24 protein-coding genes are annotated in these 18,854 nt (G+C 30.6%); 5 read left to right on the forward strand and 19 right to left on the reverse strand.

Annotation, left to right across the window (positions count from 1 at the left end; all coding sequences use genetic code 11):
• Positions 1-751: 3-deoxy-7-phosphoheptulonate synthase (gene aroF, locus WAO56_RS10430; RefSeq protein WP_422144187.1), on the reverse strand; the 751-nt coding region annotated here is incomplete at its 3' end.
• A 603-nt stretch (positions 752-1,354) separates the two neighbouring features.
• Between aroF and tyrS the strand changes: the two genes are divergently transcribed.
• Positions 1,355-2,602, forward strand: a complete 1,248-nt coding sequence (tyrS, locus tag WAO56_RS10435; RefSeq protein ID WP_422144188.1) for a tyrosine--tRNA ligase — start codon at positions 1,355-1,357, stop codon at positions 2,600-2,602.
• Between the two features lie 208 nt (positions 2,603-2,810).
• Here the strand turns inward: tyrS and WAO56_RS10440 are convergent, their stop codons facing one another.
• Positions 2,811-3,053, reverse strand: coding sequence for a putative signal transducing protein (locus WAO56_RS10440; RefSeq protein WP_422144189.1), 243 nt, complete (start codon positions 3,051-3,053; stop codon positions 2,811-2,813).
• Between the two features lie 115 nt (positions 3,054-3,168).
• On the opposite strand from WAO56_RS10440, the gene WAO56_RS10445 reads away from it, so the two are divergent.
• Positions 3,169-4,548: an MATE family efflux transporter gene (locus tag WAO56_RS10445; protein WP_422144190.1), complete on the forward strand. Its 1,380-nt coding sequence runs from the start codon at positions 3,169-3,171 to the stop codon at positions 4,546-4,548.
• 24 nt (positions 4,549-4,572) lie between these two features.
• Here the strand turns inward: WAO56_RS10445 and WAO56_RS10450 are convergent, their stop codons facing one another.
• The 13 genes from WAO56_RS10450 to acpP all read right to left on the reverse strand — a co-directional run bounded on the left by WAO56_RS10450 (position 4,573) and on the right by acpP (position 15,238).
• Entirely contained in the window at positions 4,573-5,034 is a 462-nt protein-coding gene (locus WAO56_RS10450; RefSeq protein ID WP_422144191.1) for a MarR family winged helix-turn-helix transcriptional regulator, read from the reverse strand.
• Between the two features lie 92 nt (positions 5,035-5,126).
• Complete coding sequence (fabZ, locus tag WAO56_RS10455; RefSeq protein WP_422144192.1) at positions 5,127-5,555, reverse strand: 3-hydroxyacyl-ACP dehydratase FabZ; 429 nt, start codon at positions 5,553-5,555, stop codon at positions 5,127-5,129.
• Positions 5,555-6,796: a beta-ketoacyl-ACP synthase II gene (fabF, locus tag WAO56_RS10460; protein ID WP_422144193.1), complete on the reverse strand. Its 1,242-nt coding sequence runs from the start codon at positions 6,794-6,796 to the stop codon at positions 5,555-5,557. Before fabF ends, fabZ begins: the two co-directional genes overlap by 1 nt.
• Positions 6,796-7,536: a 3-oxoacyl-[acyl-carrier-protein] reductase gene (fabG, locus tag WAO56_RS10465; RefSeq protein WP_422144194.1), complete on the reverse strand. Its 741-nt coding sequence runs from the start codon at positions 7,534-7,536 to the stop codon at positions 6,796-6,798. Before fabG ends, fabF begins: the two co-directional genes overlap by 1 nt.
• Entirely contained in the window at positions 7,526-8,458 is a 933-nt protein-coding gene (gene fabD, locus WAO56_RS10470; RefSeq protein WP_422144195.1) for an ACP S-malonyltransferase, read from the reverse strand. The genes fabG and fabD overlap by 11 nt, the downstream gene beginning before the upstream one ends.
• On the reverse strand, positions 8,455-9,516 hold the full coding sequence (locus tag WAO56_RS10475; RefSeq protein WP_422144196.1) for an NAD(P)H-dependent flavin oxidoreductase: 1,062 nt from the start codon (positions 9,514-9,516) through the stop codon (positions 8,455-8,457). Before WAO56_RS10475 ends, fabD begins: the two co-directional genes overlap by 4 nt.
• Positions 9,507-10,436 (reverse strand): nitronate monooxygenase, encoded by a 930-nt coding sequence (locus WAO56_RS10480; RefSeq protein WP_422144197.1) that lies wholly within the window; start codon positions 10,434-10,436, stop codon positions 9,507-9,509. The genes WAO56_RS10475 and WAO56_RS10480 overlap by 10 nt, the downstream gene beginning before the upstream one ends.
• A gap of 8 nt (positions 10,437-10,444) precedes the next feature.
• A complete protein-coding gene (locus tag WAO56_RS10485; RefSeq protein WP_422144198.1) occupies positions 10,445-11,368 on the reverse strand; it encodes a beta-ketoacyl-ACP synthase 3 in 924 nt (307 codons plus the stop codon).
• A 1-nt stretch (position 11,369) separates the two neighbouring features.
• Entirely contained in the window at positions 11,370-12,302 is a 933-nt protein-coding gene (locus tag WAO56_RS10490) for an acetyl-CoA carboxylase carboxyltransferase subunit alpha (protein WP_422144199.1), read from the reverse strand.
• Between the two features lies 1 nt (position 12,303).
• Positions 12,304-13,176 (reverse strand): acetyl-CoA carboxylase, carboxyltransferase subunit beta, encoded by an 873-nt coding sequence (gene accD, locus WAO56_RS10495; RefSeq protein WP_422144200.1) that lies wholly within the window; start codon positions 13,174-13,176, stop codon positions 12,304-12,306.
• Position 13,177: 1 nt separating this feature from the next.
• A complete protein-coding gene (gene accC, locus WAO56_RS10500) occupies positions 13,178-14,551 on the reverse strand; it encodes an acetyl-CoA carboxylase biotin carboxylase subunit (RefSeq protein ID WP_422144201.1) in 1,374 nt (457 codons plus the stop codon).
• On the reverse strand, positions 14,544-15,002 hold the full coding sequence (gene accB / locus WAO56_RS10505) for an acetyl-CoA carboxylase biotin carboxyl carrier protein (RefSeq protein ID WP_422144202.1): 459 nt from the start codon (positions 15,000-15,002) through the stop codon (positions 14,544-14,546). Before accB ends, accC begins: the two co-directional genes overlap by 8 nt.
• Positions 15,003-15,010: 8 nt before the next feature.
• Positions 15,011-15,238: an acyl carrier protein gene (gene acpP, locus WAO56_RS10510; RefSeq protein ID WP_422144203.1), complete on the reverse strand. Its 228-nt coding sequence runs from the start codon at positions 15,236-15,238 to the stop codon at positions 15,011-15,013.
• A gap of 262 nt (positions 15,239-15,500) precedes the next feature.
• Here acpP and WAO56_RS10515 point away from each other — a divergent pair, with 262 nt between their 5' ends.
• Positions 15,501-16,502 (forward strand): TraB/GumN family protein, encoded by a 1,002-nt coding sequence (locus tag WAO56_RS10515; protein WP_422144204.1) that lies wholly within the window; start codon positions 15,501-15,503, stop codon positions 16,500-16,502.
• A 52-nt stretch (positions 16,503-16,554) separates the two neighbouring features.
• On the opposite strand, the gene WAO56_RS10520 is transcribed toward WAO56_RS10515, so the two are convergent.
• Together WAO56_RS10520 and WAO56_RS10525 are read right to left on the reverse strand one after the other, a co-directional pair.
• Positions 16,555-16,833 (reverse strand): hypothetical protein, encoded by a 279-nt coding sequence (locus tag WAO56_RS10520; RefSeq protein ID WP_422144205.1) that lies wholly within the window; start codon positions 16,831-16,833, stop codon positions 16,555-16,557.
• Between the two features lie 146 nt (positions 16,834-16,979).
• Positions 16,980-17,279 (reverse strand): DUF6442 family protein, encoded by a 300-nt coding sequence (locus WAO56_RS10525; RefSeq protein ID WP_422144206.1) that lies wholly within the window; start codon positions 17,277-17,279, stop codon positions 16,980-16,982.
• A 288-nt stretch (positions 17,280-17,567) separates the two neighbouring features.
• On the opposite strand from WAO56_RS10525, the gene WAO56_RS10530 reads away from it, so the two are divergent.
• A complete protein-coding gene (locus WAO56_RS10530; RefSeq protein ID WP_422144207.1) occupies positions 17,568-17,732 on the forward strand; it encodes a hypothetical protein in 165 nt (54 codons plus the stop codon).
• A gap of 46 nt (positions 17,733-17,778) precedes the next feature.
• Here the strand turns inward: WAO56_RS10530 and WAO56_RS10535 are convergent, their stop codons facing one another.
• The gene (locus WAO56_RS10535; protein ID WP_422144208.1) at positions 17,779-18,105 is read right to left on the reverse strand and encodes a hypothetical protein; all 327 of its coding nucleotides are present in this window, start codon (positions 18,103-18,105) and stop codon (positions 17,779-17,781) included.
• A complete protein-coding gene (locus WAO56_RS10540; protein WP_422144209.1) occupies positions 18,105-18,332 on the reverse strand; it encodes a helix-turn-helix transcriptional regulator in 228 nt (75 codons plus the stop codon). Before WAO56_RS10540 ends, WAO56_RS10535 begins: the two co-directional genes overlap by 1 nt.
• Before the next feature lie 150 nt (positions 18,333-18,482).
• On the opposite strand from WAO56_RS10540, the gene WAO56_RS10545 reads away from it, so the two are divergent.
• Positions 18,483-18,854: serine hydrolase (locus tag WAO56_RS10545; RefSeq protein ID WP_422144210.1), on the forward strand; the 372-nt coding region annotated here is incomplete at its 3' end.

Consider the following 18,854-nt stretch of genomic DNA (forward strand, 5'->3'; position numbering starts at 1 on the left):
TATCTAAGACATTTCTTATACCTGTTTCAAAAGTTCTTATTCCCCTTTCACACAGTATTACATTTTTATTTCCACCTGCCATAATATACTCGGCACTCATTATCCACTCTTCATAAGTAGCAGACAAACCTCTCTTTAATAAAATAGGTTTATCTATTTGTCCTAATTTTTTTAACATGGCAAAGTTTTGCATATTTCTTGCTCCAACTTGAAGCATATCCACTTCTTCAAAAAATGGTAAGTCCTCTATGTCCATAATTTCACTTACAATTGGTAAACCTGTTTCTTTTTTAGCCTCCAACAGTATTTCTATACCTTCATTTCCCATGCCTTGGAATGAATATGGAGATGTTCTTGGTTTAAAAGCTCCACCTCTTAATAAATTTGCTCCAGAGGCCTTTACTGCCCTTGCAATTTCTAAAACCTGTTCCTTTGACTCAACTGAACAAGGTCCTGCCATTACAGCAAAATGCCCACCACCTATTTTGACTCCTCCTACATCTACAATTGTATCTTCAGGATGGAATTTTCTGTTAGCTGCCTTATATGGTTCTTGAATTCTAGTTACAGACTCTACAATATCAAAAGCCTTAATACTATTAATATCTATAATAGAAGTATCTCCTACTAATCCTAGAACAGTGTATGTCTTTCCCTCTGAAGGATGTACTTCTAAATCCCTTTCATTTAACCACTTAATTAATTTTTTTGTTTTTTCATTTTGTAAACCATTTTTTAATTTTACTATCATAACAATCCTCCTGAATATATATATAATTTTTTATAGAACTTATCATTTAAAGGATAAGAATAAAAAAAACTAGCAGAAGTTAATCTGCTAGTCTCTTTTTTGATAAATGTATATTAATATATCATGAAACTTTTATTTTGCAGCTAACCTCAAAAAGACCTTACTAAAATTGTTAGTAAAGCTAAAATAAAAGTTAAAATAGTTAGCTGCTAAATTATGTAGTTTCATGTGAATCACCATTTAGTTTATCCTTTCTCACTTATTTGACAAATATTTCAATAAGTAATTTATTGCATTTAATCATAACATAAATTATTTACATTTGCAAATAATTATATAAATTATTTTAATTATTTTTCAAAAATAAAAATCCAAATGAAACTTGACTAATTATAACTTTTATATTATAGTTTCAATTATAAATTAATATTAACTTATAAAATGACCAGTACCTTGTTGAGTAGTGTCTTCAAGGGAATTACAACATTTTTTGTTAAGGCTGTTAAGTGCCTAACTTAACAAGGAGACTTCTAGTGAAGAAAGGTGGTACCACGGTAATGCGTCCTTTCAACTGGAAGATTTTTTATTTTATGGAGGAAGTAAATGATTAATTACAAATTGGAACATGATAATGTTTTTGATGAATTAGTTGAAAGAGGTTATTTTGAACAAGCAACCCATGAAGATGAATTAAGGGAATTGTTAAAAAATGAATCGGTGAAATTTTATATTGGCTTTGATGCAACTGCTGACAGTCTAACTATTGGTCACTTCATTCAAATTATGATTATGATGAGAATGCAAAGACATGGCCATATACCAGTAGCTTTACTTGGTGGTGGAACAACAATGATTGGGGACCCTTCCGGAAGATCCGATATGAGAATGGTTATGACTAAGGAAACAATAGAACATAATGCAAAATGCTTTGCAAATCAACTTGGAAGATTTTTAGATTTTGAAAATGATAAGGCCATAATTGAAAATAATGCAGACTGGTTATTAAATTTAAATTTCCTAGACTTTATGCGAGAAATAGGTGTACATTTTTCAGTTAGCCAAATGTTAACCCTAGACTCCTATAAAAATAGATTACATGACGGACTTACATTTTTCGAATTTAGCTATATGTTAATGCAATCCTACGACTATTTGGTTTTATATAGAAAACATGGAGTAAAACTACAAATGGGTGGCTCTGACCAATGGTCTAACATAATTGGTGGATATAACTTAGTTAGAAAGTTGGAGCAAGATAAGGTTTATGGAATTACCTTTAAACTACTAACTACTGCCGATGGTGTAAAAATGGGTAAATCCATGAAAGGTGCAGTTTGGTTAGACGAAAATAAAACAACACCTTATGAACTATTCCAATACATGAGAAATATCGATGATAGAGATGTTGAAAAATTCCTACTTATGCTTACATTTTTACCTATAGAGGAATGTAAGAGATTAGGTGCCTTAGAAGGTGCAGAAATAAATAAAGGTAAGGAAGTTTTAGCCTATGAAATTACTAAATTAGTACATGGAGAAGAAAAAGCTAAACAAGCTTTAGAAACTTCAAAAGCTTTATTTAGTAATAATGTTATTGATGAAAATATGCCTACAACAGAATTCAGTAAGGAAAAATTTGCTGAGGGAGTTGGAATATTAAATCTTTTAACAGAATTAGAACTAACTAAATCCAATGGTGAAGGTAGACGATTAGTTCAACAAAATGGAATTTCCATTAATGGAGCTGTTGTAGATGACTTTAAGAAAAATATTACCTTAGATGACTTTGAAAATAATGAACTGGTTATTAAAAAAGGTAAGAAAATCTACCATAGAGTTACAGTTAAATAAGTTATATTTAGGAAAGAAATTAAAACTTCTTTCCTAATTTTTGTTCTATGGGAATGTAAATAGTTTTGTGTTTCAGTTTCCTGATTAAGATAAAATATTTTAATACTATATGAATTTACATTACTCTCAAATCTAGTAATTCTGAAACACATCGAGGTGTAAGTTTTAATACTATATGAATTTACATTACTCTCAAACTATCTATTTACTATTCCCTTTCGATTTCTATAAATTCCTTTACTAAATTATAGGCTTTCTTATAATCTTCAGAGGATACGAAAATTCCCTTTAAATAAATAGAATAACCACTTATTAGTCTCATATAACCTCCTGAGCCCTTGTCTTTTATAATATAGGGTATATTATTGTCATCAAGAATTTGTTTTACTGTTATATATTTAAACTCGTCTTCTGTTTCCAAAAGTAACACTTCTTTTACTTCTGCAGTCATTTCATTTCCTCCTATTTTTGCCTTGAAATTTCCTTATTTTCTTTATACCCACTTGTTAATATAATTTGCTTTACAAAACACCTATTCCAATATACATTATTAATGGGAGGTGCATATGAATACAAATAAAAATGAAGTATTGGGAATAGAACCTATAACTAAACTACTTTTAAAATTTTCAATTCCTGCAATTATTGGAATGATTGTTAACGCTCTTTACAATGTTGTAGATAAAATATTTTTAGGTCAGGTTAATTCCCTTGCTATTGGTGGTGTTCACTTAACATATCCACTAAGTTTAGCAATTATGGCTTTTGCCATGTTAGTAGGCATGGGAGGAAACTCGCTTTCTTCTATAAGACTAGGACAAGGTAGAAAGGACCAGGCAGAAAAAATTCTAGGTAATTCCTTTACTATGCTTATAATACTGTCCCTACTTATATCTATAGTTATATTTTTCTTTCTTGAGCCTATTTTAATAATTCTTGGAAGTAAGGATGTTCTTTTACCCTATGCTATGGATTATATGAAAATTATTGCCATAGGTATACCCTTCCAAATGATTGGATTTGGACTTAACTATTTTATAAGGGGAGAAGGTAGTCCTACTGTAGCTATGGGTACTATGTTAATTGGTGCTATAACAAATATAATCTTAGACTATGTTTTTGTAATCTTACTTGGGCTAGGTGTAAAAGGAGCCGCTTTAGCAACAATAATTGGACAATTTTTTTCTTTTATTTGGGTTCTAATGTTTTTCTTTGGTTCAAAATCTTCTATTAGGATTACTAAAGAAAATATTAAATTGAAATTACATACTGTAGGAGAAATTTTAAGCCTTGGACTATCTCCTTTTGGAATGCAAATAGCTTCCAGCCTTGTTATAACAATATTTAATATCCAATTAGCAAAATTTGGAAATGAAAATGCAATAACTGCTATGGGAATAGTACAAAGTATAAGTACTATAGCCTTTATGCCTATATTTGGACTAAACCAAGGCTCTCAACCAATTTTAGGATATAATTTTGGAGCAAAAAAATACCAACGTGTTAAAAGAACCTTGATTTATGCAATAATAATAGCTACTATATATATTTCAATTTGCTACTGTGTAATTATGTTAGCACCGGAATTATTAATAAATCTATTTATCGTTAATGCTTCCAATATTAACACTATTATGCCAATAACTGTTGAAGCCTTAAAAGTTACATCTTTTGTTTTTCCAATATTAGGTTTTCAAATACTTAGCTCTAACTACTTTCAAGCTACAGGGAAACCTGTAATTGGAGTAATATTATCACTATCTCGACAGTTAATAGTGCTTTTGCCGGTATTATTAATACTACCTAAATTCTTTGGACTTTTAGGTGTTTGGCTAGCATATCCTGTATCGGATTTAATCGCCTTTATACTAAGTCTAATATTTTTAACTAGGGATATAAAAAATTTAAATAAAGGTATCGAAATAGAAAAAGCACAGGAATTTTAATTCTTGTGCTTTTTATTTAAACTATTATGAATTTGTATTTTCTGACTTAAATGTAGTAACTTCAGGCATAAATTCATTACTAATTCTTTCAAGAATTTCTTCAAACTTCTCTAAATCCTCTTTAGACAATTCCGCTTCCATTCTATCTATTACTGTATGAATATATTCATTTTTAATTCTTTGATAATTTTGAAATCTATCTGTTAATTCTAAATAGAATTCCCTTTTGTCCTCTTTTGATTGTACCTTTTTTACATATCCCTTTTTAACAAGACTTGCCACTTTGTAGGCAGTATTAGGTTGTGAAATTTCTAGGAAATTCGTTAATTCACTTATTGTTGGTCTCCCTAATGCATTTATTACCTCTACACAAAATGTTTCTGTTGCAGATAGAGTAGCTTCTCTGTTCTCGAAATTCTTAAATATGTTCTTGTAAAAATTCAGTTTAAATTTTTCATATACTTCACTAAATAGTTCTTCTATCATATTTTTCCCCTTTTAAGTTTATATTACTTTAATATTAACAAAAAAGTATACATTTATGCAAATAAATTGTTTAATTAATAATTTTCTTTTATTTATTCCGAAATGAAAAAAGTCAATTCAGCTGTAACTGCTAACTCTTCTCCAACTTTTGCTATAGCTTCACCAAATCCAACATTTCCTCTTCTTTTTGTAAGTCTACATTCTAATTCCAATACATCTCCTGGAATAATTTGTCTTTTGAATTTAGCCTTTTTTATTCCTCCAAATAATGCAATTTTACCTTTAAATTCATCAATGGTTAGTAGTGCAACAGCCCCTACTTGTGCTAGGGCCTCGATTATTAATACCCCTGGCATAACTTTATAACCAGGAAAATGTCCTTGGAAAAATGGTTCGTTAGCAGTTACACATTTAATTCCCTTAGCCCATTCTCCTTCTTTTCCATCAATAATTTTATCTACTAATAAAAATGGATATCTGTGTGGGATAATTTTTTCTATTTCATTAATATTGTATTCCATTATTCCTCCCATTTTTTTATAATAATTGAAGCATTGTGACCACCAAATCCAAAGGAATTACTCATTACATAAGTAATATTTTCATATATTCCCTTATTTGGAACTATATTTAAATCACATTCTTCATCTGCTACTTTATAATTAACTGTTGGAGGTATATATCCATTTTCCAGTGCCAATACGGATATAATTGCTTCCAGTCCACCTGAGCCTCCAAGTAAATGACCTGTCATAGACTTTGTTGAAGAAATTTTTAATTTTTTCGCATGTTCTTTAAAGGTATTTTTCACAGCCAAGGTTTCAAATTTATCATTTAGAGGAGTTGATGTTCCATGGGCATTAATATAGTCAATATTTTCAGGTTTAATTCCTGCATCTTCTATTGCATCTAACATAGCCTTACTGGTAAATCTTCCTTCACTATCTGGAGCAGTCATATGGCTGGCATCACAAGTTACACCATAACCAACTAATTCTGCAAGAATTTTTGCCCCACGTTTTTTAGCATGTTCCAATTCCTCTAAAACTATTATTCCTGCACCTTCACCCATTACAAAACCCGAACGTTCTTTGTCAAAAGGAATAGATACCCTGTCTTTAGTTTCTCCTGTAGACAAGGCCTTCATAGATGTAAAACCACCTATTCCTACTTCTGTAATACTAGCTTCTGAACCACCGGCAAATATTAAATCTTGGTAACCATCTCTTATACTTCTAAAAGCGTCACCTATTGCATTAGTTCCACCGGCACAAGCTGTTACTGGGCAAGCACTATAACCATGAAAGCCTAATTCAATGGCTATTAATGCAGAGGTCATATTTGCAATTCCACCTGTAATAAAAAATGGTGATATTCTTTCAAAACCTCTTTTACTACCTTTAATAGTTTCATCTTGAATGGTTTTTAGTCCGCCTATTCCGGAAGAAATTACTACACCACACCTATTTAGGTCTTCAAGTTTATCTAATTCTATTCCACTATGATTTAGTGCCTTATGGGCAGCTACTATTCCAAACTGATTTACTAGGTCAATTCTTCTTATGGTTTTTTTATCTAAAAATTCCTCCGGTTTAAAATCCTTTACTTCACAAGCAAATTTAGTTTTATTATTTGAAACATCAAATCTTGTTATTTCATCTACTGCACAATAACCTTCTTGTAAGCTTTTATAAATATCCTCTAAGGTATTTCCTATTGGAGAAACAGCACCAAGTCCTGTTATTACAACTCTTCTTTTCATTATATGCTCATACCTCCATCTACTGATATAGTCTGTCCGGTAATATAATTTGCCCTATCACTTGCTAGAAAAACAACTGTGTCAGCTATATCTTCAGGTCTACCTAATTTAGCTAAAGGTATATTTTCTAACATTGAATTAATAATATTTTCCGGTAATTTATCGGTCATACTTGTCTGAATAAATCCTGGTGCTATAGCATTTACTGTTACATTTCTAGATGCTAATTCCTTAGCTAGGGATTTTGTCATACCTAAAATACCAGCCTTACTGGCTGAATAGTTAACCTGTCCTGCATTTCCATGTAAGCCTACAATACTGGAAATACTTATGATTTTTCCGTATCTTTGCTTCATCATAATTCTTGATGCTAATTTCATACAATAAAAAACTGAATTTAAATTAGCTTCAATTACATCATTAAAATCCTTTGGTGTCATTCTCATAATTAGATTGTCCCTTGTAATACCTGCATTATTTACAAGAACATCTAATCTTTTAAATTTTTCCTTTATATCTTTAAATATTTTTTCACATTCTTCATAAACTGAAACATCAGCCTTTACAAGTAAAACCTCTGCTCCGTTTTTTTCACATTCTTCTTTTACTAAATTAGCTTCTTCTTCGTTAGACCTAAAGTTTAAAGCTATATTATAACCTTCTTTAGCCAGTTCTATTGCTATAGTTCTGCCAATTCCTCTTCCTGCTCCTGTTACTAAAGCAACTTTTTTATTGCACATTTTTAAACTCCTTTTCAAAGGCTTTAATACTTTCTATATTATTAATAGAATAGACTTTTAATTTTCTATCTATTTTCTTTAAAAAACCTTTTATTACATCTCCAAATCCAATTTCAATAAAGGTGTCTACTCCTTGACTTATCATATATTCAATTGACTCTTGAAATTTTACAGTTGATTTAACTTGCTTAGTCATTATGGTCTTTATATCTTCATTATTTCTTACACTACCTAATAAATTGTAGACAACAGGTATTTTTTCATCATAAAAATCATATTCTTTAAAGACTTCTTCTAATTCCTTAGCTACCGGCTCCATATATGAAGTATGAAACGGTCCTGAAACATTTAAAGGAATTGCCCGTCTTGCTCCGGCCTCTTTTAATTCTTTAATTGATTCTTCCACTTTAGAAGCTTCTCCAGAAATAACAATTTGTCCCGGGCAGTTTAAATTGGCAATTTCAACTTTATTTTTATCGTCACTAAGTTTTTCCAATACGCTTTCGATTTTTTCTTTTTCCAATCCCATTACAGCTACCATTCCGGTATTTATGCCGGAACTAGCTTTAGTCATGGACTTACCTCTTATATTAGCTATTTCTATAGCGTCAATATCCTTTAAAACTCCAGAAGCTACAAGGGCAGAGTATTCTCCAATACTAAGACCAGCTACAAAAGAAGGATTAATTCCTAGATTATTTAAAATTTTTGTAACGGCTATTTGAAAGGAAACCATAATAGGTTGGGTGTATTTTGTTTCGGAAATTATTTCTAAGTCCTTGTTAAAAGAATAATCCTTTATGTCAAAATCAAGATTAATTGAATCGTAAAATTCTTTAATATAATCATAGTTTTCGTATAGGTCCTTTCCCATACCTGCCTGTTGGCTTCCTTGTCCACCATATAAAAAACCTATTTTCATCTTTTCCTCCACTGACTTTTTATTTCTTTGAAAATTTCTTCAACAGTAGTTATTTCTTTTATCCTATGGGCTAAACTACCACTAAAGAAAAGTCCATTTTCAATATCTCCATTAGCTGAACTTATTAAAGCATCGGAAATACAGAAATTAGTAGTTTTAGGATTACAGGTTTTTAAACAGTTAATACATCTTTTAGATGGAATTCTTTCCTTGTTCATCTTCTCTATTAAAGGGGTTTTTATTGCTCTTGCAGGCATGCCAACGGGACTATGTAACAAGACAATATCCTCTTCCTTTGCATTAACAATTAACTCCTTAAATTCCTTACTAACATCACATTCCTCTGTAGCAATAAACCTTGTACCTATTTGAATACCTGTAGCACCCCAGTCTTGAACCATATTTAAGTCATTACCATCAAAAAATGAGCCACCAACGAAAAGAGGAATCTTTCTGCCTATATTGTTTTTTAATTCATCTAAATAGGACAAAACATCCTTTGTAATACTTTCTAAACTATAGGACTCATTAATGATTTCTTCTTGTTTAAAACCTAAATGCCCACCTGCATCCCTTCCTTCAAGTACAACAAAGTCCGGTGTTCTATCATATTTTTTCATCCAGTTTCTAACTACTAATTTTAAAGCCCTTGCACTTGAAATAATTGGAGCAATCATTATATCCTTTGTTTCTACTAAACCTGGTAAATCTAAAGGCAAACCCGCTCCAACGACAATGGCATCTACTTTAGCCTTTACAGCAGTTTTAACCAATTCCTTATAATCTGTTAATGCTGCCATAATATTTGTAGCTATTAATCCATTACCCTTGGATATTTCCCTTGCTTTATTTAATTCCTTTATAAAAGCCCTAGTAGCAGACTCTTTTTTATTAGTATAAAAATCAGGCTCCTTAAAACCAATATCCACCATAGATATAGTTCCAATTCCCCCTTCTCTTGCTACAGCTCCAGCAAGATTACCTAAAGAAACCCCAACTCCCATTCCACCTTGAATAACAGGAATACTTATTTCTTTAGAGCCTATCATTATTGACATTTCAATTTCTCCAGTTCTTCTAAATATTCATCATATAAATTCTTTATAATATCCTTTACAGGTTTAATTTCCTTAACTTGACCAACAACCTGTCCCGCCATTAAAGAGCCATTGTCTACATCGCCATTAAAAACAGCCTTTTTCAAACCGCCTAAGGTAAATATTTCCAATTCTTCCTTAGTCCATCCTTCTTTTTCTCTTTTTATATATTCATTTGTCATACTATTTTTAATTAGACGAACAGGTATACCACCAATTCTTCCTGTAACTGTAATATTGCTACTTTTAGCCTTAATAACCCTATTTTTATAATTTTCGTGAATTGGACACTCTTCAGCAGCTAATAAACAAGTTCCTACTTGAACTCCTATAGCACCTAAAGCTCTAGCAGCTAGCATCTGTCTTCCACTAGCTATTCCTCCTGCTGCAATAACGGGAATTTTCACAGCATCACAAACCTGAGGTATTAAAGCCATTGTTGTCATTTCACCAATATGACCACCTGATTCAGTTCCTTCTGCAATTACTCCATCTACTCCTAAGCGTTCCATTCTTACTGCAAGAGAAGGTGCCGGTATTACAGGAAATATTTTTATTCCGTGTTTTTTCCATTCGTCAATATACTTTGAAGGATTGCCTGCTCCTGTAGTAACAACTGGTACTTCATATTCAACTACAAGTTTGGCAACTTCAGCTGCATTTGGATTCAATAGCATAATATTTACACCAAATGGTTTATTTGTTAGTTCCTTACATTTTTCAATATTCTCTTTAGCTTCCTCAATGGTCATTCCACCAGTTCCAATTAATCCAAGACCTCCTGCATTTGAAACTGCTGCAGCAAACTCTCCTGTTGCTATATTTGCCATTCCCCCTTGTATTACCGGGTACTCTATACCTAAAATATCTTGTAAATTCATCTATTCTCCTACCATTCCATTAAAGTTCCTGTCCAACTAAGTCCGGCTCCAAAGCCAACTAATATTATTTTTTCCCCTCTTTTTAAAATACCTTTTTTATTCATTTCATCTAAGGCAATAGGTATTGAACTTGCTGAGGTGTTTCCATATTTGTCTAAATTCATAAAGAATTTTTCAATAGGAATTTTAGTTTTCTTTGAAACAGAATTAAGTATTCTATAATTAGCCTGATGACAAATTACATGGTCTATACTAGTCCTATCTAAATTGTTTTCTTTTAATAAATTGGTAATGGTCAAAGGTACTATTTCTACTGCGAATCTAAATACCTCCTTACCCTTCATACCAATAAATTCTCTAACTTCTTCTAATCCTCTATAATTTAAAGTCAAACATTCATCATTTGACCTAACTCCACTTTCAAAACACTGTTTACTATTATTTTTTTCAACTAAAACAGCACCAGCACCATCGCCAAATAGTACAACGGTATTTCTATCATACTTGTCTAAATATTTTGAAATTACTTCCGCCCCTACTAAAATAGCCTGACGACCTTCATCTAAAAATCTTTCAATTAAATTTAGTCCTGCAACAAAACCACTACAAGCCATATTAAAATCTACAGCAAAAATATTTTCTTTTAAGCCAAGTAACCCTTGAACCCCCGAAGAAATATTAGGCATGGATTTGTCGGCAGTAAAGGTTGCTACTAAAACCATATCTATTTTTTCCTTGTCTTTAATATTAAGACTTTCTACTGCCTTATAGGCTAATTGTGAAGTGTCCTCTTTTCTTGAAATTCTTCTTTCCCTTATTCCTGTTCTTGAACTAATCCATTCATCAGAAGTATCTAAATACCTAGCAAAATCATCATTTGTAATTATTTCTTCCGGAAGGTAACTGGAAGTTTCTAAAATTTTTAATCCCATATTAAACTCCAAAGCCTCTAAATTTATTTTCTCTTTTTGTTTGAAGCTCCAACCCTGTATATTTTAATAGACCTGTAAGCTCTTCTTTAATAACCTTGTCTAATCTTTTAAAATTTTCTCCATAATCCTCTTGTGAAAAAGAAATATCCTCCTTAACAACTCTGTCTATAATTCCCATTTCCAGTAAATCATTAGAGGTTAATTTCATATATTCAGTAGCTTCTGCAGCCTTAGAACTATCCTTCCATAAAATAGAAGAAAATCCTTCCGGCGACAAAATAGAGTATATTGCATTTTCCATCATAATAACCTTATTTCCTACAGCTAAGGCTAAAGCTCCTCCACTTCCACCTTCTCCGGTAATTACAGAAATAACAGGAACCTTTAAAGAGGTCATAGTCATAATTGCCCTAGCAATAGCCTCTCCTTGTCCCCTTTCCTCTGCACCTATTCCAGGGTAGGCACCGGGAGTGTCAATAAAGGTAATAATTGGTCTATGAAATTTATTGGCTTGCTCCATAAGTCTTATTGCTTTTCTGTAACCTTCCGGACTGGCCATTCCAAAATTCGTCTCTATGTTTTCCTTAGTATCTTTTCCCTTATTTGTACCTATAAAAGTAACTGGTACTCCATAATAAGAAGCAATACCTCCAATAATACTCTTGTCATCTTTAAAAAGCCTATCTCCCTTAAATTCAATAATATTATTAAAGAGATTGTATATAAAATCCTTAGCCTTTGGTCTGGCAATATGCCTAGCTAAGTACACTCTGTCATAGGCAGCTAAGTCCTTAGCTGCATCTTCTAATATTTCCTTCTTTTTATTTTCCACTTCAAGAATTAAATTATCTGCTAAATCACTATCTTCCATTTTCTTAAATTCATCAATTTGAGAATTTAATTTATTAATTTGTTTTTCAATATTCTTAATCATATTAATCCTCAACTCCATGAATTTTTAAAATTATACTTAAAACCTCTTTTAAGTCTTTTCTTTCAACAATTGTATCTATAAAACCATGCTCCATTAAAAACTCGGAACTTTGGAAACCTTCAGGTAAATCCTGTTTAATAGTTTGCTTAATAACCCTTGGTCCTGCAAAACCGATTAAAGCCTTAGGTTCAGCTATAATAACATCCCCTAAACTTGCAAAGGAAGCAGTAACACCACCGGTAGTAGGGTTAGTTAAACAGGAGATATAAAGTAAACCCTTTTCACTATGTTGTCTTACAGCATTGGAGGTTTTAGCCATTTGCATTAATGACAAAATTCCTTCCTGCATTCTTGCACCACCACTTGCAGAAAAAATAATTACCGGCAAATTTAAGTCCATGGCTTTTTCAAAGGCCTTAGTAACTTCTTCCCCTACATAAGTTCCCATGCTGCCCATTAAAAAACTGCTATCTAAAACAGCAACAATACAAGAAGAGCCCTTTATTTTTCCTAAAGCCACCCTTATAGCTTCATCTTGGCCGGACTTTTTCTTATTTCCTTCAAGTTTTTCAATATAATTTGGAAAGTCCAACGGATTGGAATACTTCACCTGACCTTGAATTTCCTCATAGCCTATATCCATAACAAAATCCAGTCTTTCCTTACTATTTAAAGGTAAATAAAAACCACAACTAGAACATATCCAATTTGTATCTGCTAAATTATCCTTTAAAATGGATTTTTCACAATTTGGACATTTATAAAAAAGATGATCATTAAAATTATCATCTTCTTTATTTTCTAATTGAGGTTTTTCCCTGTTTTTTCGTATAAAATTAAGTAAATTCTTTCTCTTTTTAAAATTATCTTTCATATTAATCCTCAACTAATCGCATACGGTCTAATAAACAATCCATCTTATCCGACAAATAACCTGTATTAAAATTACCTCTAACAAAATCCTTATCAAATAAAATAGTATATTGGAAACCAAGATTAGTATTAATACCTTCTATAAAAGTTTCTTCTATTGCCCTTCTCATTTTTTTAATAGCCTCTAACCTTGTACTACCCTTTACTATAATTTTCCCAATCATAGAATCATAAAAAGGACTAATAGGACAACCATTGTATAAAAAGCTATCGAATCTGGTATTCATGCCACCTGGTGCATAGAAAAAGTCTACTGTACCTGCAGAAGGACTAAAACTCTCCATAGGATTTTCTGCATTAATTCTACACTCAATAGCATAACCATCTAACTTAATATCCTTTTGTTCCTTAGACAGATGCAAACCTGAAGCAACTCGTAATTGCTCCTTAACTAAATCAACACCTGTAACCATTTCAGTAACAGGATGTTCCACTTGAATTCTCGTATTCATTTCTATAAAATAAAAATTCTTATTCTCATCTACAACAAATTCAATAGTACCTGCATTTTCATAATTACAAGCCTTAGCAGCCCTAACTGCAACTTGACCCATTTTTTTCCTTGTAGCATCATCAAGAAAAACAGAAGGTGCTTCCTCAATCATCTTTTGATTTCTTCTTTGGATTGAACAATCCCTATCACCTAAATGAATAGTGTTGCCAAAAGAATCTGCAATAATTTGAAATTCAATGTGTTTTGGGTTAATAACAAGCTTTTCAATATACATGTCACCATTGCCAAAACAATTTATAGCCTCAGTTTTTGCATTGGTATATTCCGTAGCTAGTTCTTCCATGGAAAATACCCTACGCATACCTCTACCACCACCGCCGGCAGCAGCCTTAATTAAAACCGGAAAGCCAATTTTTTCACAAATTTCTACAGCTTCATCAATAGTATTAACTACACCGTCTGAGCCTGGAACCGTTGGTATATTATTTTTTATCATTAGTTCTCTAGCCTTGGCCTTATCTCCCATAAGTGAAATAACTTCACTACTTGGTCCAATAAATTTCATACCATATGCTTCAACTATTTTTACAAAATCTGCATTTTCAGATAAAAACCCATAACCCGGATGAATTGCATCACAATTCATAGAAAGGGCAGCAGAAATTATATTGTCTATATTTAAATAACTATCACTTGACTTAGGACTTCCAATACAGACAGCATAATCCGCTAACTTTACATGTAGTTGGTCCTTATCTGCAGTAGAATAAACAGAAACTGCCTCAATACCCAACTCTCGGCAAGCCCTTATTATTCTTATTGCAATTTCTCCTCTATTTGCAATTAAAACCCTTTTAAACATTTTCAGCCTCTATTTTAAATATAGGAGTATCAAACTCTACTAAATCCTCATTTGATACTAAAATTTCAACAATTTTGCCCTTAACAGGCGATTTTATTTCATTAATCATTTTCATTGCTTCAATAATACAAATTACCTGATCTACCTCTACAGTGTCCCCAACCTTAACATATGGTGAAGAAGAAGGAGAAGGTGCAGCATAAAAAGTTCCTACTAAAGGAGCTTTAAAAATATAATAATCCTCTACACCTTCTTCTTTAATTTCACTATTATTTGTTTGTATTGGAGTTTCTATATTTTGTAATGGGACTTTTTGCTGAACAGCTTGCTCAACAAAAACCGTATTGTTTCTTTCTAAAGAAAACTTAAAATCCCCATCTTCAAGTTTTAATTTGTCAATATCTGAATTATTAAAAATATTAATAAGTTCCTTTATATTTTCAAACTCCATATTTCTACCTATTTATTTGATTCTATATAATTTACAATATCTTGTACTGTACTTAAACCAGCAAAAGCATCATCATCAATTTCAATATCGAATTCATCTTCCAAAGCCATTGAAACTTCAACAGCATCTAAAGAATCTGCCTCTAAATCCTCAATTAATTTTGCTTCCGGTTTTACATCATCAGCGTCTACTCCTAAATTTTCTACAATTATTTCTTTAACTTTATCAAATGTCATTTTATTTTCTCCTTATTTGTTTTTATAATTATTTTTATTGTATAAATATTTTTATATAAATTTTTATAAGCTTATTCTAATTGGTAATTTATATTTTGTCAATATATATAAATGTTTTTATGTATTGTAATTGATTTCCTAAACAAAATATGTATTTAATTTAATATTTCTTAATATATTTTGAAAATCCATTACTTTAGTAACTATTAAAAAAAAATATTTACCAGTATAATAATTTTGTAAATAAAAATTGGAGGTAAATATGAAAAGAAAAAAAATTTATTTACTTGTTGGACTAATCCTAACCCTATTTACATTAATAGGTTGTTCCAATAACAATAGTAAAAAAGAAACGGAAAAAACAACAGAAGTAGTAACTACAGAAAATGAAGAAAAAGAGACAATAGGTGTAGCATGGCCTTTTTATGAAATAAAAAAAGATGGCCAAGTAAAAGGTCATATGTTGGGAACAATACATGTTGCAAAAGAAGAAATCTATCCCTTTCCAAATGAAATAGTAGAAAGCCTTAAGGAAAGCGAAAATTTTATTACAGAAGTACTTATGGCGGATTTACAGGGAGAGGAAACTCAAAATGTATTAATGGAAAAAATCACAAGTGGTGAGCCTTTAATAAATACATTAAATGAAGAAACAAAAGTAGAATTTCTTAAAACCCTTGAAAGCTATGGACTAAAAGAAGAAAAAATAGCATCTTTTAATAGATTTGGAATTACACAAATTACCGATGCCCTTGTATATGCACCTATGGTTAATTTCGGAGTGGATATGCAGCTAAGTTCATTGTCAGCCAAAAACGAAAATCAAAAAAATATTGGTTTGGAAACCATAGAGGAGCAATACGAAATCCTGCCAAAAATATATGATGTGCCGGCAGACTCTAACGAATGGGCTAAGTCCATACTGCCATATGAAGAGAACAAAAAAATGAATGAGGAATTACTACAATCATATATAGATGGAAATATTCTGGAAAAATATGTAGATGCAGATAGCTTAGAAGTGACTGAAGAACAGTACAATTTATTACTGGTAAACCGTAACCTAAATTGGATAAAGCAACTACCACAATATTTAGAAAAGGAAAATCAAAGCTTTATTGCAGTAGGAGCAGGACATTTGCCAGGGGAAAAAGGACTAATAAAACTTCTTGAAGAAGAAGGTTATGAAGTTAATTTAATAGAATTTAGTAAAGAAATGAGTTACCTTAAGAGTAACTCATTTTTTAATTATATTTTTTCCTAAAACTTAAATAATTCTATCATTATATAAGGAAACTATTCTTTCTCTTAAACCTTTATTTCTTAACTTTACTATTGCTTTTCGACTTTAAAAATATCAGTATTCCCAAATAAATTACCGATAAAATAGAAGCCATATCCAAATGAGTCAACTCTACTGGCAAACTTTTACCAATAATTAAATTAGCAAGGCCTATTACTAGAAAAAACAACAAAGATATATAAAAACTTCCACTTCCTGCGGCTATCTTTAAGTCCTTATCACCTTTTACTTGATGTATAATAACAGCCGTTAAAATTATTAAAATCTCTACAATCAATAAAAACTTATCCATAAAAAATCCTTATAAAATTAATTTACTTCTTAAACTGATAAAATTTTAGCTACTACATCAAACTTTTCCAACTTCCCTTGCTTATTCTTTTCCTAAATATACAAGCTATTTCTACAAAATGTTTATAATGGTTCTCTCTTAAACATTTACGCTAATATTATTCTTTCATATATGACCAAGGCCAAACATAAAACAGCTGCAAAACCTAAAAATATCAAATATGAAAGATTCTTTTTACTCCTATCATACTTATAGGCAGTATATAATCTTCCAAAAGACCCAATTAATGATGCTGAAATAAGAAGATATATACTTGAAATAGATTTATCACTTGTAAATTTAAGTAGAAGCTCAACAACAGCCAAAATTGCAAAAACCACTATTACAATATTATAAGATACCGCGTCAGCCTCTACTCGCATTTTCTTTTTATCAATATTATTCATAATTTCCTCCTTAAAAATTTCTTTATTTCAAACGTTTGATTATACAGCAGTTTTTCTGCTTGAATACATAATAAACTATTTATTTTATAATGTCAACTATTTCATACATATTAAAATATATTTTTATATTAATAATACTTATTTTTATATTTTAGGGAATAAAAGAAATATTTTAATTTATGAATAATTATTAATAAAAATATAATAGGTAAATTTTCCAATAAAAAAGATATGCTAAGATAAAATTAGCATATCTCGTATTCAAATAAATAATTAGAGGCTATATAATTGAGTAAATATGAAAAAGAAAATAAAAATGGAAAAATAGAAAAAATTATTAAAAATAAATTTTTAACAACAAATAACAACAACTACAATAATAAATTTTTTAGATTTTATACGATACCTTTACCGGTAGTAATTGTCCAATTTGGTAAGTCTAGATATGCATAAAAAATAGCTGATAAAATTTAAAAACACTTATTGTCAGCTATTTTTTTTATGTATTATTTTTATAATATTTTATAGAACACGACATTGTAATCATAAAAATACAATATGTTGAGTTTATACAAAATTGATATAGTCCTTCACTCATCTCAATATAACTAGCAATAAAATTTATAAAAACAAAATATATTATATAAGTAATTATTGAAAAGAAAGAACTTTTACCAAATATAATTTTCCCTCTCTCATCTCTTCCTTCTTCAGAAATATAAAACTTAATAATATTTACAGTTGCTATTATACTAATTATTAAAATAACTATATTTATTTTTGAATTCAATCCATTTCCTTCTATCAATTCGATAAGATATTCCATTATTTCACCTCTTTAAAATCAAAAATATCATATATACTTACTCCAAATACCTGTGCTATTGAATACGCTAATAGCAACGAAGGATTGTATTTGTTCTTTTCCAATTGCATTATTGTCTGTCTTGAAACTCCAACTAAGTCTGCTAATTCCTGTTGAGTCATTCTCTTAATAGCCCTCTGAACATGTATGGAGGACTCAAATGTATATTTGTCTTTCTTTCTTGCCATATATCCTCCTTGTAATTATTTCATATAATATGTATGAAAAATGTTTCATAACCATTATATGATAAATTAGTCCTTTAGTAAATTATTTAAATGTTTTTTAAGCCCTAGTCTTTATTTTTTATTTATACTATTATAGTCCTAGGTGATTATATGAATAAGGAAAATATAAATAATTTGAATTTGGAAATTAAAGAAAATTATGGAAATATAAACGGAATTATAGTTATAAAAAACGATGAGGTCCTTTTAGAAGAATATTTCAATGACAAAAACAAAAATGACAGGTTTAATGTTGCCTCTGTTACCAAGTCGGTTCTTTCTGCCGCCTTTGGTATAGCCTTGGATAAGGGATATATTAAATCTATCGATGATAGGGTTGTAGATTACTTTCCTGAATATGAACTAAGTAAAAATAGAACAAGGGATAAGGTTAAAATTCATGAACTGCTTTCTATGACTGCCCCCTATTCCTTCCGTGGTTTTGGACAGAAGTTGGGAAAATTCATTAACAGTGAAAACTGG

Origin of the sequence: Miniphocaeibacter sp., assembly GCF_049276255.1 — a bacterium.
Taxonomy (GTDB): Bacteria; Bacillota; Clostridia; order Tissierellales; family Peptoniphilaceae; genus Miniphocaeibacter.

Excerpts from the sequence above, each read along its gene's own strand:
- tyrS (WP_422144188.1), top strand. The coding sequence starts at position 1,355 with ATGATTAATTACAAATTGGAACATGATAATGTTTTTGATGAATTAGTT.
- WAO56_RS10440 (WP_422144189.1), bottom strand. The coding sequence starts at position 3,053 with ATGACTGCAGAAGTAAAAGAAGTGTTACTTTTGGAAACAGAAGACGAG.
- WAO56_RS10445 (WP_422144190.1), top strand. The coding sequence starts at position 3,169 with ATGAATACAAATAAAAATGAAGTATTGGGAATAGAACCTATAACTAAA.
- WAO56_RS10450 (WP_422144191.1), bottom strand. The coding sequence starts at position 5,034 with ATGATAGAAGAACTATTTAGTGAAGTATATGAAAAATTTAAACTGAAT.
- fabZ (WP_422144192.1), bottom strand. The coding sequence starts at position 5,555 with ATGGAATACAATATTAATGAAATAGAAAAAATTATCCCACACAGATAT.
- fabF (WP_422144193.1), bottom strand. The coding sequence starts at position 6,796 with ATGAAAAGAAGAGTTGTAATAACAGGACTTGGTGCTGTTTCTCCAATA.
- fabG (WP_422144194.1), bottom strand. The coding sequence starts at position 7,536 with ATGTGCAATAAAAAAGTTGCTTTAGTAACAGGAGCAGGAAGAGGAATT.
- fabD (WP_422144195.1), bottom strand. The coding sequence starts at position 8,458 with ATGAAAATAGGTTTTTTATATGGTGGACAAGGAAGCCAACAGGCAGGT.
- WAO56_RS10475 (WP_422144196.1), bottom strand. The coding sequence starts at position 9,516 with ATGTCAATAATGATAGGCTCTAAAGAAATAAGTATTCCTGTTATTCAA.
- WAO56_RS10480 (WP_422144197.1), bottom strand. The coding sequence starts at position 10,436 with ATGAATTTACAAGATATTTTAGGTATAGAGTACCCGGTAATACAAGGG.
- WAO56_RS10485 (WP_422144198.1), bottom strand. The coding sequence starts at position 11,368 with ATGGGATTAAAAATTTTAGAAACTTCCAGTTACCTTCCGGAAGAAATA.
- WAO56_RS10490 (WP_422144199.1), bottom strand. The coding sequence starts at position 12,302 with ATGATTAAGAATATTGAAAAACAAATTAATAAATTAAATTCTCAAATT.
- accD (WP_422144200.1), bottom strand. The coding sequence starts at position 13,176 with ATGAAAGATAATTTTAAAAAGAGAAAGAATTTACTTAATTTTATACGA.
- accC (WP_422144201.1), bottom strand. The coding sequence starts at position 14,551 with ATGTTTAAAAGGGTTTTAATTGCAAATAGAGGAGAAATTGCAATAAGA.
- accB (WP_422144202.1), bottom strand. The coding sequence starts at position 15,002 with ATGGAGTTTGAAAATATAAAGGAACTTATTAATATTTTTAATAATTCA.
- acpP (WP_422144203.1), bottom strand. The coding sequence starts at position 15,238 with ATGACATTTGATAAAGTTAAAGAAATAATTGTAGAAAATTTAGGAGTA.
- WAO56_RS10515 (WP_422144204.1), top strand. The coding sequence starts at position 15,501 with ATGAAAAGAAAAAAAATTTATTTACTTGTTGGACTAATCCTAACCCTA.
- WAO56_RS10520 (WP_422144205.1), bottom strand. The coding sequence starts at position 16,833 with ATGGATAAGTTTTTATTGATTGTAGAGATTTTAATAATTTTAACGGCT.
- WAO56_RS10525 (WP_422144206.1), bottom strand. The coding sequence starts at position 17,279 with ATGAATAATATTGATAAAAAGAAAATGCGAGTAGAGGCTGACGCGGTA.
- WAO56_RS10535 (WP_422144208.1), bottom strand. The coding sequence starts at position 18,105 with ATGGAATATCTTATCGAATTGATAGAAGGAAATGGATTGAATTCAAAA.
- WAO56_RS10540 (WP_422144209.1), bottom strand. The coding sequence starts at position 18,332 with ATGGCAAGAAAGAAAGACAAATATACATTTGAGTCCTCCATACATGTT.